The 14578-nt window shown below is 67.4% G+C and carries 14 protein-coding genes and 1 tRNA gene; 4 read left to right on the forward strand and 11 right to left on the reverse strand.

From position 1 onward, the window contains the following. Positions 1-11: 11 nt before the first annotated feature. Genes AC1Q9M_RS10345 through AC1Q9M_RS10365 form a run of 5 tightly spaced genes read right to left on the reverse strand, consistent with a single transcriptional unit; the run spans position 12 to position 5229 of the window. On the reverse strand, positions 12-1013 hold the full coding sequence (locus AC1Q9M_RS10345) for an NAD(P)H-dependent flavin oxidoreductase (RefSeq protein ID WP_492433646.1): 1002 nt from the start codon (positions 1011-1013) through the stop codon (positions 12-14). Continuing rightward, entirely contained in the window at positions 1010-2197 is a 1188-nt protein-coding gene (locus AC1Q9M_RS10350; protein ID WP_382320507.1) for a CaiB/BaiF CoA transferase family protein, read from the reverse strand. The genes AC1Q9M_RS10345 and AC1Q9M_RS10350 overlap by 4 nt, the downstream gene beginning before the upstream one ends. Then, a complete protein-coding gene (locus AC1Q9M_RS10355; protein ID WP_492433648.1) occupies positions 2194-2883 on the reverse strand; it encodes an alpha/beta fold hydrolase in 690 nt (229 codons plus the stop codon). The genes AC1Q9M_RS10350 and AC1Q9M_RS10355 overlap by 4 nt, the downstream gene beginning before the upstream one ends. A gap of 11 nt (positions 2884-2894) precedes the next feature. Further along, the gene (locus AC1Q9M_RS10360; RefSeq protein WP_382156849.1) at positions 2895-4403 is read right to left on the reverse strand and encodes a carotenoid oxygenase family protein; all 1509 of its coding nucleotides are present in this window, start codon (positions 4401-4403) and stop codon (positions 2895-2897) included. A 25-nt stretch (positions 4404-4428) separates the two neighbouring features. Further along, positions 4429-5229 (reverse strand): alpha/beta fold hydrolase, encoded by an 801-nt coding sequence (locus AC1Q9M_RS10365; protein ID WP_444686870.1) that lies wholly within the window; start codon positions 5227-5229, stop codon positions 4429-4431. Positions 5230-5384: 155 nt separating this feature from the next. On the opposite strand from AC1Q9M_RS10365, the gene AC1Q9M_RS10370 reads away from it, so the two are divergent. After that, on the forward strand, positions 5385-6161 hold the full coding sequence (locus AC1Q9M_RS10370; protein WP_382326409.1) for an IclR family transcriptional regulator: 777 nt from the start codon (positions 5385-5387) through the stop codon (positions 6159-6161). 26 nt (positions 6162-6187) lie between these two features. Here the strand turns inward: AC1Q9M_RS10370 and AC1Q9M_RS10375 are convergent, their stop codons facing one another. Continuing rightward, complete coding sequence (locus AC1Q9M_RS10375; protein ID WP_444686871.1) at positions 6188-8179, reverse strand: LamG-like jellyroll fold domain-containing protein; 1992 nt, start codon at positions 8177-8179, stop codon at positions 6188-6190. Between the two features lie 98 nt (positions 8180-8277). Next, positions 8278-9198, reverse strand: a complete 921-nt coding sequence (locus AC1Q9M_RS10380; protein WP_382320525.1) for a LysR family transcriptional regulator — start codon at positions 9196-9198, stop codon at positions 8278-8280. Between the two features lie 155 nt (positions 9199-9353). Here AC1Q9M_RS10380 and AC1Q9M_RS10385 point away from each other — a divergent pair, with 155 nt between their 5' ends. Continuing rightward, positions 9354-10322, forward strand: coding sequence for a Bug family tripartite tricarboxylate transporter substrate binding protein (locus AC1Q9M_RS10385; RefSeq protein WP_492433652.1), 969 nt, complete (start codon positions 9354-9356; stop codon positions 10320-10322). Between the two features lie 62 nt (positions 10323-10384). Further along, positions 10385-11173 (forward strand): class II aldolase/adducin family protein, encoded by a 789-nt coding sequence (locus AC1Q9M_RS10390; protein WP_382320529.1) that lies wholly within the window; start codon positions 10385-10387, stop codon positions 11171-11173. Between the two features lie 24 nt (positions 11174-11197). Here the strand turns inward: AC1Q9M_RS10390 and AC1Q9M_RS10395 are convergent, their stop codons facing one another. Continuing rightward, positions 11198-11641, reverse strand: a complete 444-nt coding sequence (locus tag AC1Q9M_RS10395) for a helix-turn-helix domain-containing protein (RefSeq protein ID WP_382320531.1) — start codon at positions 11639-11641, stop codon at positions 11198-11200. A gap of 113 nt (positions 11642-11754) precedes the next feature. Between AC1Q9M_RS10395 and AC1Q9M_RS10400 the strand changes: the two genes are divergently transcribed. Then, positions 11755-11940, forward strand: coding sequence for a hypothetical protein (locus AC1Q9M_RS10400; protein ID WP_492433655.1), 186 nt, complete (start codon positions 11755-11757; stop codon positions 11938-11940). Between the two features lie 53 nt (positions 11941-11993). On the opposite strand, the gene AC1Q9M_RS10405 is transcribed toward AC1Q9M_RS10400, so the two are convergent. The 3 genes from AC1Q9M_RS10405 to AC1Q9M_RS10415 form a co-directional block, all read right to left on the reverse strand. Beyond that, the gene (locus AC1Q9M_RS10405) at positions 11994-12296 is read right to left on the reverse strand and encodes a hypothetical protein (protein WP_382320536.1); all 303 of its coding nucleotides are present in this window, start codon (positions 12294-12296) and stop codon (positions 11994-11996) included. 206 nt (positions 12297-12502) lie between these two features. Then, positions 12503-12578, reverse strand: a tRNA-His gene (locus tag AC1Q9M_RS10410). 36 nt (positions 12579-12614) lie between these two features. Further along, entirely contained in the window at positions 12615-14534 is a 1920-nt protein-coding gene (locus tag AC1Q9M_RS10415; protein WP_382320538.1) for a SurA N-terminal domain-containing protein, read from the reverse strand. Positions 14535-14578: the final 44 nt, after the last annotated feature.

Below are 14578 nucleotides of genomic sequence, written 5' to 3' on the forward strand. Positions count from 1 at the left end.
ATATCAAAACATCACAACGCGGTCTCGGCCGCCCGCTGACCGAACCGGCGCCATTGCCGGGTCGCTTCCCCGTACTCGCGCTCCAGCTCGTCCACCACCGCCGCCACCGGGCTGATGCGCTTGATGGCGCCCACGCCCTGGCCGGCGGTCCAGGTATCGACCCACTTGCGCTGGGTGAACGAGCGGTTGCTGTCGTAATTCCGGGGCGGTGTGGGCGGCAGGTCGTCCGGGTCCAGGCCCGCGGCGCGCAGCGAAGGCTTGAGCCAGCTCGCCGGGGTGCCGGTGATGCCGCTGCTGATGACGAGGTCTTCCGCCGTCGAATCGATCAGCATCTGTTTGTAGGCGGGTGAGGCCATGCTCTCCTGCGTCGGAATGAAGCGCGTGCCCATGTAGACCAGGTCGGCGCCGGCCATGGTGGCGCCCGCCACGCTGTAGCCGTCGGCGATGCCGCCACCGATGACGACGATGCCGTCGAAGAATTCGCGCAGCGCGCGAACGAAGGCGAACGGCGACATCCAGCCGGTGTGCCCGCCCGCGCCCGCACTGACACAGGCCAGGCCGTCCACGCCCGCGTCGGCCGCCTTCTTGGCCAGGCGCAGGTTGACGACATCGGCCAGCACGATGCCGCCGTAGCCGTGCACCACCTCCAGCGCGGGCTTGGGGCTGCCCAGCGCCGTGATGACGATCGGTGGCTGGTGCTTCTCGATCAAGGCCAGGTCCTGCGAGAGGCGCGCGTTGGACGAGTGCGTGACGACGTTGGCGGCCCACGGCCCCACGATGGCATCGGGGTGGGCCTGCCGGTGCGCCCGCAGCCCTTCGGTGATGGTGAGCAGCCACGACTCCAGCGTTTCGATGGGGCGCGCGTTCGGCGTGGGGAACGCCCCCACGATGCCGGCCTTGCAGGCTTCGAGCACCAGCTCAGGGCCTGACACGAGGAACATCGGCGCGGCCACCACGGGCAGGCGCAGCGGCGTGCGGTTGAAGAAGGACGTGACGGGGTCTGTTTTCATCATGCGATGCGTTGATCGATGGCGGTGGACGGCGGAGGGTCGATCGCGTCCAGCCCGTCCAGGATGTGTTGAAGGTCCTCGCCCACCCGAGGGAAGCGCGGCGGCGCGCGGCGCCCATGCCAGGGCGCCGCGCCGGGCACCCTGACCAGGGGGCATGGCCCGGCATCGGGCAGCGCCAGGGTTTCGATCAGATCGAGCCCGTCGCTGTGCTGCGATGCGAGGAAGTGGGGAATGTCGCGGGCCTCGCAGGCCATCACACCCTGGGGCGCGAGCAGTTGCTCCCACTGCGCCGCGGTCCGCGCCTGCAGAACCACCGCGAGTTCGCGCCGCAGGGCCTCGGCGTTCTGCAGGCGGGAGGCCGGCGTCGAGAAACGCGCGTCCTGCAGCAGCTCCGCCCGCCCCAGCAGCGCGAACAGCTTCTCCACGTCGGCCGGTTTCTGCACCGCCACGACCAGGGTGCCTTGCCGGGTCGGGTAGTCCCCGGTGGGCGCGGTGAATTCCGCGTTGCCCACCTTGCCGTCGCTGAGCGCGCTCGAGATGATGCGCGGCGCCAGGAACGCGGCCATGGCGCCCGCGAGCGTCACCTCCAGTTGCTGCCCCGTGCCAAAACGGAAGCGGCGAAGCACAGCACTGGCGATGGCCTGGTAGGCGTACAGCCCCGTGATCTGGTCCGCCAGCACCACGTTGCGCGTGCGTTGCGGCATGCCGCTCTCGTCCGCGTTGACGTGCATCCAGCCCGAGTAGGCCTGCGCGACGTGGTCAATGACCGGCCGGTCCCGGAGCTCGCTGTCCCGACCGAAACCGGTGACCGAGCAATAGACCAGCGTGGGCCGGTCCTGGCACAGCTGTTCGGCACCGAGTCCCAGGCGCTCGACCACGCCGGGCCGGTAGCTCTCGACCACCACATCGCAGGTCTGCGCGATGCGCTGCGCGAGGGCGAGTTCGCCCGGGTTCTTGAGATCGAGCTGGATGCTGTGTTTGCCCACGTTGACGGCGATCGCGGCCGGCGCGTGCCCCCGGATCTGGTTGCGCGCGTTTCGGATCCAGTCCCCGCCCGGCGGCTCGACCTTGATCACCTCGGCCCCGTGCGCCGCCATCAGCATGGTGGCGTAGGGGCCCGCGATGCCCTGGGTCAGGTCGAGCACGCGGATGCCGTCCATGGCCAGTGGTGTGGTGTTGTGGCTCATGGGGTGCGCACGATCCAGTGGGACAGGGCATCGGCCACCGCCTGCGGTTGCTCCAATGGCAGAAGGTGCCCCGCGCCCGGGATCTCCACGTACCGGCAGTGCCGGGCCTGGGCGGCCTCTTCGGCCTGCTGCTGGACGGGCACGACCGCATCGTGCGAACCCGCGAGCCACAGCATGGGCACGGACCCATCCAGCAGGTGCGAGCGGTCCTGGCGCTGCAGGGTGGCGCGCACATGGGCCAGGTAGCGCTGGGCGCCGTAGGCCGATGCCAGCTCACGGCGGCGGGCCACGAGGTCGGGCCGCTGGCGGTTGTCCGGGTGGAACGGGGCCACCGACGACGACGCGGTGTCCACGTAGGTCGCGGCGTCGAGCGACTGGATCGCCTGCTGCCGTTTGAGCTTCTGCGCGTCGGAGTCGGCGCGGGCGCTCGACCCCATGAGGCACAGGCCCCGCACCCGCTCGCGCGCTTTTTCGAGCACGCCCAGGGCCACATAGCCGCCGAAGGAATACCCGGCCAGATAGAAGCGCTCCGGTGCCTCGGCCAGCACCGCATCGGCCAGGGCCTCGATGTGCTCCAGCGGTGGCAGGTCCGGGCAATGGCTGCGCAGGTGGGCCGGCAGCGCGGCGCTCACGTCGCGAAAGACGTCGCCGGTGTTGTTCAGACCGGGGATGAAGACGATGTCCATGGCTTTTTTCCTCAGGGCAGCATGCGGCTGTCGCGGTGCTCGCCGTGGATGCGATCGCCTTCGACCCAGCAGGCATGCACACCCACCGAAATCCGCTCGGGCAGGATCACCGTGGCCAGGGGCCCTCGGGCGATGTCGGTCGCGTCGAACACCAGGGCCTCGGAGCGGTCCTGCACCATGTCGGTGACGTAGACCAGCAGGTAGCCGTCGTCTTCGCCCGTCGCGCCCAGGCGGCGCGCCATCTGGGGCTCGCTGCCATAACGACCGGGCCCGTACTCGAAGCGCTGCGTGGCGCCGGTCTGCAGGTCGAACTTCTTCAAGCCGCAGAACAGCCACTCGCCCGGCTGGTAGAGGATGTTGTAGCTGTAGCGGTACGGACGGCCCACGTAGTCGTTGCTCACCACCGGGAACTCGGTGATCTCGTCGTCCAGGTACTGCTCCGTCGTCTGCCCCGTGCGCAGGTTGAAGCGCCAGCGGTGCATCATGGTCGGGTTGTTGTGCTTGTCCAGGCGCGCCTTCATGCGCGCATACACATCACCGCCTTCGGTCTTGCCCACAGGGTGCATCACGGGCCTGGGCATGATGCAGCCGTCCATGACGATCTCGTCGCCGTCCTCGTAGCAGTTGGACAGGTGCAGGATGTGGCAGGACGTGGCCTCGAACCACTTCACGTCGGCCCCACTGCCCCGGCGCGGGATCACCCCGAAGCGCGCCGGCACCTCCGGGTGGAACGCCAGCTTTCTCACCCCCTTCTTCAACAGCGCCGGATCGAAGAACTGCGGCGTGTCGTGCAGGATGGTGTAGTTCTTCGTGATGCCCAGGTCGTGCGGCCAGCGCGCGCCGGGCAGCTCCACCGGCACGTAGTGCACCAGCTGGTTGTGGCGGTCCACCACGCCGTAGTGCATGTAGGGCCAGACCTCCGGGTAGTTGAAGAACATCATCTCCCCGGTCTCCGGGTCCACCTTGTAGTGCGATCCGATGCCGTGCGGCATGACGTGCCGGGCCCAGCTGGCGTCAGGCCCCTGCGTGTCCAGCGAGATCGGGTCCAGGCGCCAGGGCTCGCTGCCCTGCGACATCGTGGCCAGCAGCCTGCCCGCGTGGCAGATGATGTCGGTGCCCGCGTTGTCCTTCATCGACCCCATCGCGCCCCAGCCGCGCCGCGCGCCCTTGTCCGGTTCGAGAATGCCGGTCCACAGCGACGCCTGGGCCGCCTGCTCCGCCAGGAAGCCCGTGGTGCGCACGAAGCGGCTGCGGTAGGACGCCTGGCCGTTCTGGAAATGCACGGCGTGCAGCATGCCGTCGCCATCGAAGGGGTGGTAGATCCCCATGGGCTCGTGCACCTGGTTGTGCGTGTTGCGGATGTAGAGGCCGTCCAGGTCCCTGGGAATCTCCCCGATGACCTTCAGGCTGCCCACGTGCGCGACATGCTCGTTGAAATTGGGCCGGAAGGCGCCGTTCAGAAACGGGTTGTCGGTGGGCTTGAGGGTGCTGTGAACGGTGTTGACGACGGTGCTGCTCATGTCGATGCTCCTCTTTCTGTGGGTCTCAGGCGCGCAAGGCGGGCAGCTCGGACAGGAAGCCCAGCAGCGCGGCGTTGAACGCCGGCGCCTGCTCCGCGAAGGCGTAGTGCGCGGCGCCGTCGATGCAGACGAAGCGCGAATCGGGAATCAGCGCGGTGAGCGACTGCATGCCCTCTGGCCGCCCCACCTTGTCCTGCGCGCCCGCGATCAGCAGCGTCGGCACGTTCACCGCCTTCAGGTTGTCCTCGCCGTCGTAGCCGACGATGGCTTCGATGGCGGCGCAGAACGTCTCGGCGCGCATGCCGGAGGCCACGTCCACCACCAGGTCCACCAGGGGCCCCGACGAGGTCGGCGCCAACATGCCGCGAATGACCGGCAAGGCCGCTTCCTTGAACGGCAGGCCGCGCCGGATGGGGCCGATGCGTTCTTCGGCGAAGGTCGCCTTGTCCTGCGCCGACTTGCGCGAGAAGGTGGCGACGGTGGCCGAGATCACCACGCCGTGCACCCGGCCCTGGGAGAGCAGCGAGGCCAGTGGCGCCACGATGCCGCCCATGCTGTGGCCCACCACCACATTGCGCCGGCTGCCTTCGCGTTCGATCAGGCGCGCGGCGGCTTCGGCCAGGCCTTCGATCGACAAGCCGCCTTGCGGCAAGGGGCTCAGGCCGTAGCCCGGCGCGTCCCAGGCCACCACCCGGTAGCCGGCCCGGACCAGGGTGTCGATGAGCGGGCGGAAGTAGGCTCGGCTGCCGTACGCGCCGTGGAGCAGGAAAACCGTGGTGTCGGCATCGCCGGCCACTTCGTAGTCAGGAAATCGGTAGGTGTTCATGCGGTGCAACTCTAAGAAGCGGCCCGCATTCGGGCGACCGATATGCGCTTCAGTTCCGCATGCCGGAACTGAAGAGGGTTCCGTGGCCGATGGCGAGTGTTTCGATACCATGGCTGGCGACCTCCGCCTGGCCCCCCTACGCACACCGACCGCGCATGTCCTCCATTCCCCACCCGAACGACCGGGGGTTCGTCGCCTCGCTGGCCAAGGGCTTGTCCATCCTGTCCGCCTTCGAGCAGTCGGACGTGCTGGGCAACCAGGAGCTGGTGGAGATCACCGGCATGCCCAAAGCGACCGTGTCGCGCTTCACCGGCACCCTGGAGAAGCTGGGCTACCTGCGGTTCGACGACCAGGTCCGCAAATACCGGGTGGGCGGCCGCACGCTGAACTTCGGCTCCATCACCATGCAAAAGCATGGCATCCAACGCATCGCCGCCCCGCTCATGCGGCAACTGGCCCAGACGCTGGACGTCACCGTGCTGCTGGCCACGCGCGAACACGCCCACATGCTGCTGCTGGAGGTGGTCCGCCCGCCCGTCAGCACCATCACCATCAACAAGGCCGTGGGCGACCTGCTGGCGATGGAGACCACCTCCCTCGGGCTGGCCTACCTGGTGGCCGCCGCGGCCAACGAACGCACCGCCATCCTGAAAAACCTCCAGCGCATGGCCTCGGTGGACTGGACCAGCTACCGCGCGGACGTGGAGCGCGTCCATGCGGAGTACAGGCGGCTGGGGTTCGTCGTGTCCCGCCGCGTGCGCGGCGGCGTGTTGAGCGCGGCGGCGGTGCCCATCGTGACGGGCTCGGAAATCTTCGTGCTCTCCTGCGCGGGCCCTTCGCAGCAATTGAGCAAGACCCTGCTGGAAAAACGCGTCGGGCCCTTGGTGGCCCAGGCGGCCCGCAGCATCAAGGACGCCATGCGCGACCCGTGAATCGTCGCGCGCCCGGCCCCCGAGCCCTAGGGCTTGCGAATCACATAGGCCAGGGTGGCCCAGCTGTCGCCGGCAATGCGCCAACCGCCCGCCGTGAAGGCCTCGCTGTCGGTGGCCTCCAGGTTGCGCGCCGCGAGCGTGCCGGATACCGCGCCGCGATCCAAGCTGTTCAACGTGGACCAGGCGCTGGCGTTCGCGATCACCGGGTCATCGTCCACGGCGCCCCAGCACACCAAGCGCCCGCCCCCATCGGTCGAGCCCGCGCTGAAGGCGGGCGACAGCACCGTGGTTTCAGCGCCCCCCGCGCTCGCGCGCGTGGCGGTGGCGCCGACCGGTGTCGATGCGTCGAACTCGCCCGCGCGCACCTTGAGAACGGCGGCGGTCCACTGCTCGCTGGCACTCGGCGTGAACGTGCGCGTGCCGGCACTCCAGGCGCCCGTGGCGATGTACCGCCAGGCCTGCGCCCGCACCTCCGTGCCACTCGATGCGATCGGGCCCGCGATGGACGTGGCCATTTCACCGTTCGGGCCGGTGGGCGCGCTCACCGACGTGGTGTCCGTGCTGTCGTCCCAGGCCAGATGGAAGGTCAGCAGGTCGCCAGCCGCGGCAGCCGGATGGCTGACCGCCCAGCTGCTGCTCGCGGTGTTGTTGCCGCTGGCGGTCACGTCCGCAGCCACCGGGAAAGCGACCGTTGGCGCAACCGTGGCGAGGCTCGCCGGGGCCCAGGTCGCCAGGGTGATCGGCCCGGCGTACGTGTTCTGCGTCGTGGCCGTCTCGGTGCCCGTGACCGTGATGGGCTTGGACCGAAGGCGGGAGCTCGCCCAGTAGCCGAAGGTCCCGGAGGACTCTCCGGTGAGCACCGAATCCCAGCCCGACTGGTTGCCGGGAAAGGCACCGGACGACGCGTTCAGCCGGGTGTCCAGCGCGAGGGCCAGGCCGCCCGACACGCCGGACGCGCTGGCCACGCCCGGCGTGGTGCCATCGCCCGTCGCCTGGCCATAGCCACGCGCGGTGACACCCGTGGTGTCCTGGATGAAGCAGACGAAGGCGTGTGCGCCAGCCAGCGAATTCGCCTGCGTGAAGGCGATGGTGACGCTGCGGCCGGCGGCCCAGTTCGCCACCGGTGCCGTGCACACCCAGCCACCCGCCGCCGTGGCGATGGCGCCGTTGCCCGTTTGGCTGAAGGCTGCCGCGAAGTCCGAAGCGATGGAGGCCAGATCGGTATAAGGCACAGCCGTGTCATCGCTGCCCACGATGTGCACGGCCACGAATTCCGCCCACTGCGGCACGTTGACGGTGCGCGCGCCGGGCGTGGCCGAGGTGCCCAGGTCCACGACCTGAGGCACACCGAGAATGCTGGGCAGGTAGGTGAAATCGCTGCCATCGCCGCACGGGTCGGCGGGATTGTCCGCCAGGGGAGGCTCGCCGGGCATCGTGTCGTCGAACCGCCCGCTGCCAGCATCCATCGGCCAGTTGTGAATCAGGTTGCGCGTGCGAAACGGCACCGTCGAGCGGTACTCGCGGCGGTGCTCCGCCTCGGTCAGCACGGCCGTCCACATGCGCCAGCGCGCGATCGTGCAGTCGGTGTAGCCCGCCAGCTCGCCATAGCCGCCCCATTGCAGCGAGCGCTCGCCGGCCGTGCCCGCATTGGGCACGAACGCCATGGAGAGCACCACCGCGCCATCGAGCAACATGCGCACGGTGCCCGCGCCGTTGTAGTCGATGGCCAGGCGGTATTCCCGGCCCACCTCCAGCGTGTAGCTGGAGCTGACCGTGGGCGACCCGCCGTTGTAGCCCTCGAGCTGGCAGGTGATGCCGTCGGAATTCATGTAAAGCCCGACCCACGAAGCCGCGTTCGTGGTGCCGTACAAGGCGACGATCAGGGTATTGAGGTTGACGTCGGCTTCGAACCGGAACAGACCGGCGACCGACCATGGCGTGTTGAGTGCCGGGACCTCATGCCCCAGCGGCTCATGGATGTAGACCGCCTGATACGGCGCGTTGACGCGGATGGCCACTGTGTTCTCCCTCGGCGACCATGGGGCTCAACGCCGGTGGTTGAGGTTCAGGCTTTGCCGTTCGCCGGCCATTTTGGCTTAACGGCGTGCGCCGGCGCCTACAGCGTGCGGATGTAGGCCAGCAATTCGTCGCGAAGCGCCAGCGTGGCCGGCGACAGCGTGCCCTCGCGACGCCGATAGAGCGCAAATCGGCGCACGGAGCGAACGTCCTGCAGAGGCAGGATGCGGATCGCACCCTCTCCCGGCCCGGACAACGAGGTCACGAGCTGCCGAGGCATCCAGCCCAGGAACGAGCCCCCGGCCACCAACTGGCGCAACGCCGCCATGGACCGGGACTCCACGGTGGCCTGCGGCGGCGGCAGGTGGTGGTCCAGGTACATCTGCTTCAACTCGTCACGCGGCTGCGTTCCCCGTGGGGCCAGGGCCCAGGCCTCACCCAGCAAATCCTGCAAGCGCAGGTCCTGGCGCCCGCACAAACGGTGGGTGGCTCCCGTGACCACGTGGCAACCCTCCTGCCATTCGCTCTGGGAAACGGTGGTGATGTCATCGGAGGTGGACACGGCAAACGCCAAGGCCAGGTCGATCTCGCCACGGGCGAGCTGCTGCAGCAGGTCTTCCGAGAGCCCTTCGACCAAGACCACCTGCAGACCCGGCATCCGGGCCAGCAAGCGTTCCACCACGCCCGGCACGAAGCTCGCGAGCGCGCTGACCACCGCGCCAAAACGCACGACGCCCCCGGGCTGATCGCGCAGGGCATCGACTTCCTGCACGGCCCGGGAAGACTCGGACAGCATCAGCCTCGCATGAGGCTCCAGCCGCCGGCCGAAGTCCGTCAGCGCCACGCCGTACTGGTGCCGCTCGAACAAGGCCACGCCCAGTTGTTCCTCCAGCCGCCGAATGATCCGGCTGAGCGCCGGCTGCGTGATGTGCAGGCTCTCCGCCGCCTTGCTCAGGGAGCCCGCATCGATCACCGCCTGAAACGCATGAAGCTCGCGCAGATTCAACAGCATGGAGGGCATGGCCGCGGCCTTGGAGGAAGGGGATCGGATCTTAGTCTGCTCCGGTTCTTGAGCATTCCGATTCGGTATGCCTCAGGGCCCACATGGCATGTCCGGCGCGATGGGGCGTCCCTAGACTGCGCCACACCACAACGTTGCCCCACCAGGAGACACACATGCCCCTCTTCAGACAGCTCGGCGCGGCCCTCGTCGCGTCGCTGGCGATCACCGCCCTGGCCGCGGACCCCTACCCCACCAAGCCCATCAAATGGGTGGTGGGCTATGCGGCGGGCGGCGGAACCGACGCCTTGGCCCGCACGGTCGGCGCGCAACTGGCGATCCAGATGGAGCAGCCGGTGCTGATCGAAAACCGCCCGGGTGGCGCCACGGTCATTGCCGCCGATGCCACCGCGAAGGCCGCAGGCGATGGCTACACCATGATGAGCGTCGATGGCGGCACCCTGGTCTACAACACGGCCTTGTTCAAAAAGCTCAGCTACCAACCGTCCAAGGACTTTGCTCCCGTGGCCCTGCTGGGGCGCTTCCCGTTGTTGCTGGCCGTCAACGCCACGTCCAACTTCACCGATGCGCGCCAGCTCATCGAAGAGATCAAGCGCAACCCCGGCAAGCTCAGCTACGGATCGCCCGGCGTGGGCGGGCCTCACCACCTCGCCATGGAAATGCTCAAGGACCACAACAAGCTCGACGTGGTCCACACCCCCTACCGTGGCGCCGCCCCCGCCCTTCAGGATCTGCTGGGCGGCCAGATCCCGCTGATCGTGGTGGACACCGTCGCGGCCATGCCCATGATCAAGGCCGGCAAGATCAAGCCCCTCGCCACCTTCGGCAAGGCCCGCCTCGCCTCGCTGCCCAACGTGCCGTCACTCATCGAACTGGGCTATGCCGACATTGAAATGCTGCCCTGGCAAGGCATCGTCGTTCCCGCCGCCACGCCCAAGGACGTGATCGCCAGACTCAGCGCGGAACTGCAGAAGGCGGTGGCCCACCCGTCGGTCAACAGCCGTCTGCTGGAGCTCGGCTTGATTCCGACGCCCACCGACACCGCCGCGATGGCGCTGCAATGGAAACAGGATGCGGACTACTGGCCCAAGCTGATTCAGCAAAAGGGCATCTCCGCCGAGTGACACCAGGGCCCGCGAAGTGCGGCGCTCCTGCGCACCGCTCGCTCCCACGATGAAAGATTGAAATGCTGAACAACGACGAACTCGCCGTCTTGCTGAAGGAACGGAAACAACTGCGCGAACAGGTGTCGCCCGAGGAATGGGCGGCCCGGGTGGAGCTGGCCGCCTGCTACCGACTCATCGCCCATTTCCGCATGACCGACTGGATCTACAACCACATCTCCGCGCGGGTTCCAGGGTCGCACGAGCACTACCTCATCAACCCCTTCGGCCTGCTCTACGAAGAGGTATCCGCCTCCAACCTCGTCAAGGTGGATGTGCACGGCAACCTGGCCGAGGACGTGCAGCTGGACGTGAACCCGGCCGCCTTCGTCATTCACGGCGCCATCCACAGCGCGCGCCCGGATGTGGGTTGCGTCCTGCACACGCACACCGCAGCCGGCGTGGCGGTGGCGGCACAGCAGGATGGCCTGCTGCCCATCTCGCAACACGCCATGCGCGTGTACGGGCAGCTCTGTTATCACGACTTCGAAGGCATCGCCCTGAACAACGACGAGCAACAGCGATTGATTGCCGACGTGGGCGACAGGAACGTCCTGATCCTGCGCAACCACGGGCTGCTCACCATGGGGCGCACCGTGCCGGAAGCGTTCGAGCTGATGTTCTACCTGGAGCGCGCCTGCCAGATTCAGATCGCCGCCACCTCGGGCACCCAGAAACTCATCTACCCCGCTGAAGACGTGTGCCGACACGCCATCGCGCAATTCGATGGCTCACCGTCCTACATCCAGGGACGTGATTGGCAAGCCTTGCTGCGCCTGCTCGACCGAACCGACCCTTCCTACAAGGAGTGAGGCGGGCGGCGGCCGCCTCGTGCGCTACTTGCCCTTGCGCGCCTTCGCCACGCCCACGCCGCGGACCGGCTTTTTCACGGCAGGCTTGTTCACCGAAGGCAAAGGGGATCCCCTGCCCGCGGGTGTCTGGGGCGACATGCCCGCGGCCAGCAGCGCCATGTGCTGGACCGCTTCCATCTGCCGCTGCGGGGAGCATTGCGCGAGGCTGCCCAGCACGGCGCTCTGGATGGGGTCGAGGGTCAGCTTCGACGACATGCGCTCGCCCGTGAGGACATAGAACACATCCAGACCGTGCGGTGCGGCAAGCGCCAGAAATTCGGAACTCACTGCGGCAATGCCGCGCTCCCAATCTTGATAGGTCCGCAGCTTGAACTCGGCAAGCGCTGCCATTTGCACTTGGCTCAGATCAAGCCTCTCCCGCTCTTCACGCAGTCGGGCGCCGATAGACGAACGGATATCTGTTACCATAAAGTTTTACTGACAGAATTCCGTTATAAAATTCGGTTGATGTGTATTTTCCCGTTACTCAATGCTAACTGAGTGATGTGGTCACGCTCTGGTGAAACATGGTCAAAACCACCTTGCCCGCACGACGCAAACGAGCACCCAACGGCGCGATCAGCGAGCGCCCCATCGCACTGCGCTTGCTCCCCGACGAACTCGAACGCGTGAAAGAAAAGGCCGACAGGGAACAGCGCTCCATGGCCAGCGTGTGCCGCCTCGCGGTGCTGCGCGATCTGGGCCTGATGAAGAAGGACAAGCCGTGAAATTCCCCTGCCCCATTGCAATGCCCTGATCGGGCCACCGCAGCCGCGCGGCGCTACAACTCTCTGTCGCCATCCATCTTTTGAAGCGCGGCAGGCGGCACGCCCGTGTTGAATGTGAGGAGTTGGAGGTGCTGGCGCAGCTCATGCCACCCGGTCTTGACCTGTCCTCCGAACCGCTCCTCCGCGACCACGTGGCAGCGCCCCTTGTGGGCGTGCAGCACCTCGGAGGTGTCATCGTCACCGGTCATCTTGCGAAAGACCACAGCACCCGCGTCGGCGTCGTCGATCCAGCTCCCGCAAACGTCGCAGCAGATAACGGGCACGCTCCGGTGACCCTTGCTCATGACCTTGATCATCGCCCCTCCTGTTACAGGGTGAGTGAATGTCTCCGTCCATCCATCTTTGCATGCCTGCCCATCTCTGAGGATGGGTACAAATCCCGACCTCAGACCTGCGACTCGGGTAAGCGCTTGGTCAGATTGCGATGGCGCAGCGTGGAGGGCGCGATCCAACCCACCAACAAAAAAGCCCGGCAGGAGCCGGGCTTTTTGGGGAAATCATCTGGGGTGGCTGATGGGACTCGAACCCACGACAACAGGAATCACAATCCTGGACTCTACCAACTGAGCTACAGCCACCGCAAGCTAAGCATTATAGCCCGAACCGAAGCCCTCTCATCGGGCCGGTGCCGGCGTGGTGGCCGGCTCGGGCACCAGGATGCGGGCCTTGAAGCGTTCCTTGAGGCCTTCGACGTAGGCTTCGTTTTCGGCCGAGGCCCACCACTGGTTGTATTGCTGCACTTCCTGGGCCAGGGCTTGCGCCTCGCGCACGTCGCGCGGCAGCACCTTCTCCACCTTCACGATGGCGTAGCCCTGGTCGGCCAGGTTCACGCCCGTCCAGGCGGGCAAGGTCTTCGGGTCCACGCTCAGGGCGGCGGTCAGCACTTGCTGCGCGAGGCCTTGCGGGTTCTCGCGAGAGACCACCACGGCATTGCCCAGGCCCTTGGCATCGCCGCCCGCCTTCCAGGCCTGCAGCTGCTTCTCGCCTTCGGCGCGCGCCAGTTCGGCCGTGCGCTGAGCAACCAGGCGCGCACGCACCTGCTCGCGCACCTCCGCCAGGGGCTGGGTGTGGGCGGGCGAGTGCTTCACGACGCGCGCCGAGACCAGTTGGCCCGAACCCGTGTCGATCGCTTCGGTGTTGCGCTTCTTGTCGATCGACTCGGTGTCGAACAGCGCGCCGAGCAGGCGCTCGCTGGCCAGCGCGCCGGTGGCACCGGGTTGCGGCTGGCGTTGCACCGTGGCCTTGCGGACCTGCAGCTTCAGGCGATCGGCCGCGGGTTGCAGGGAATCGGCCTGTTCGTAGACGAGGTTGCTGAAGGTGTCGGCGGCTTCGGCGTACTGCTTCTGGGCCTGTTGCTTCCTCAACTCGGCCTCGATCTCGGGGCGCATGGATTCGAAGCTGCGCACCGGCGGCGCCTTGATGTCGGTGAGCTGGATGATGTGGAAACCGAAGTCGGTTTCCACCACATCGGAGATCGCGCCCTTGGCCAGCGAGAACACTGCGTCCTCGAAAGGCTTGACCATGGCACCACGGCCGAAGTAGTCGAGGTCACCGCCCTTGGCGGCCGAGCCCGGGTCTTGCGACTGGGCCTTGGCCACGTCGGCGAAGCTCGCGGGCTTGGCGCGCACCTGCGCGAGCAGTTCTTCGGCGCGCTTGCGCACGGCGTCCTTGTCGGCGGCGGGCGCGCCGGCCGGCACGGTCAGCAGGATGTGGCGCGCGCGGCGCTCCTCGGCGCCGGAGAGGCGCGAGGCGTTCTGTTCGTAATAAGTCTTCACGTCGGCTTCGTTGAAGGTCACGCTGTTCTGCAGCGCCGCCGCGTCGAGCACGAGGTATTCGATCTCGGCCTGCTCGGGCGCCTGGAACGATGCCTGGTTCGCGCTGTAGAAGGCTTCGATGTCGGCATCGGTCGGCTTGACCTGCGAAGCGAAGTCGCTGGCGGCGAAGCGCGCCACGCGCACTTCACGGCGTTCGAAGAAGGCGTTGAGCGAGACGTTGGCCAGCGCGGTGGGCGCGAAGCTCGAACCGAGGATGCCTTGCGACACCTGGCGCTGCGAGAGGTCGGCGCGCACGCGCGCTTCGAACATCTCGGGCGTCAAGCCTTGGCGGGCGACGAGCTGGCGGTAGGCCTCCACGTCGAGCGCGCCATCGGGCTTGCGCAGCGCGGCGATGGCTTCGTTCTGCTGCAGGTCGCGCGCCAGGCGCGCGTCGCTGGTGTACAGGTTGAGCTTGGTCGCGGCGGCGGCCAGCAGGCGCTGGCGCACCAGGCGCTCCAGCGTCGCGTAGCGCGCGCCATCGCTGTCGAGCAGGCGCGAGTCGAGCGAGGGCATCGCTTCGCGCAGGCGCTGAGACTCCTGCTGGTGCGCCTGGTCCCACTCGGCCTTGGTGATGTCTTTTCCATCGACGACGGCCACTGGTGCGCCGCTCTCGTTGAAGCGTGTGTAGCCTTCGATGCCGAACAGCACGAACGAGGGAATGATCAGGATCATCAGGAAGCCCATGAGGTACTTCTTGTGATTGCGGATGGAATCGAACATGCCTTGAATCCTGCTACGTGGTGCTGCCGTTTCCGACAACAAAA

Source organism: Hydrogenophaga sp. GW823-FHT04C09, from assembly GCF_058796355.1.

Coding starts and splice junctions, on each gene's coding strand:
- AC1Q9M_RS10360 (WP_382156849.1), bottom strand. CDS start 4,403: ATGAGCAGCACCGTCGTCAACACCGTTCACAGCACCCTCAAGCCCACC.
- AC1Q9M_RS10405 (WP_382320536.1), bottom strand. CDS start 12,296: ATGATCAAGGTCATGAGCAAGGGTCACCGGAGCGTGCCCGTTATCTGC.
- AC1Q9M_RS10350 (WP_382320507.1), bottom strand. CDS start 2,197: ATGAGCCACAACACCACACCACTGGCCATGGACGGCATCCGCGTGCTC.
- AC1Q9M_RS10415 (WP_382320538.1), bottom strand. CDS start 14,534: ATGTTCGATTCCATCCGCAATCACAAGAAGTACCTCATGGGCTTCCTG.
- AC1Q9M_RS10355 (WP_492433648.1), bottom strand. CDS start 2,883: ATGGACATCGTCTTCATCCCCGGTCTGAACAACACCGGCGACGTCTTT.
- AC1Q9M_RS10390 (WP_382320529.1), top strand. CDS start 10,385: ATGCTGAACAACGACGAACTCGCCGTCTTGCTGAAGGAACGGAAACAA.
- AC1Q9M_RS10365 (WP_444686870.1), bottom strand. CDS start 5,229: ATGAACACCTACCGATTTCCTGACTACGAAGTGGCCGGCGATGCCGAC.
- AC1Q9M_RS10385 (WP_492433652.1), top strand. CDS start 9,354: ATGCCCCTCTTCAGACAGCTCGGCGCGGCCCTCGTCGCGTCGCTGGCG.
- AC1Q9M_RS10370 (WP_382326409.1), top strand. CDS start 5,385: ATGTCCTCCATTCCCCACCCGAACGACCGGGGGTTCGTCGCCTCGCTG.
- AC1Q9M_RS10395 (WP_382320531.1), bottom strand. CDS start 11,641: ATGGTAACAGATATCCGTTCGTCTATCGGCGCCCGACTGCGTGAAGAG.
- AC1Q9M_RS10380 (WP_382320525.1), bottom strand. CDS start 9,198: ATGCCCTCCATGCTGTTGAATCTGCGCGAGCTTCATGCGTTTCAGGCG.
- AC1Q9M_RS10345 (WP_492433646.1), bottom strand. CDS start 1,013: ATGATGAAAACAGACCCCGTCACGTCCTTCTTCAACCGCACGCCGCTG.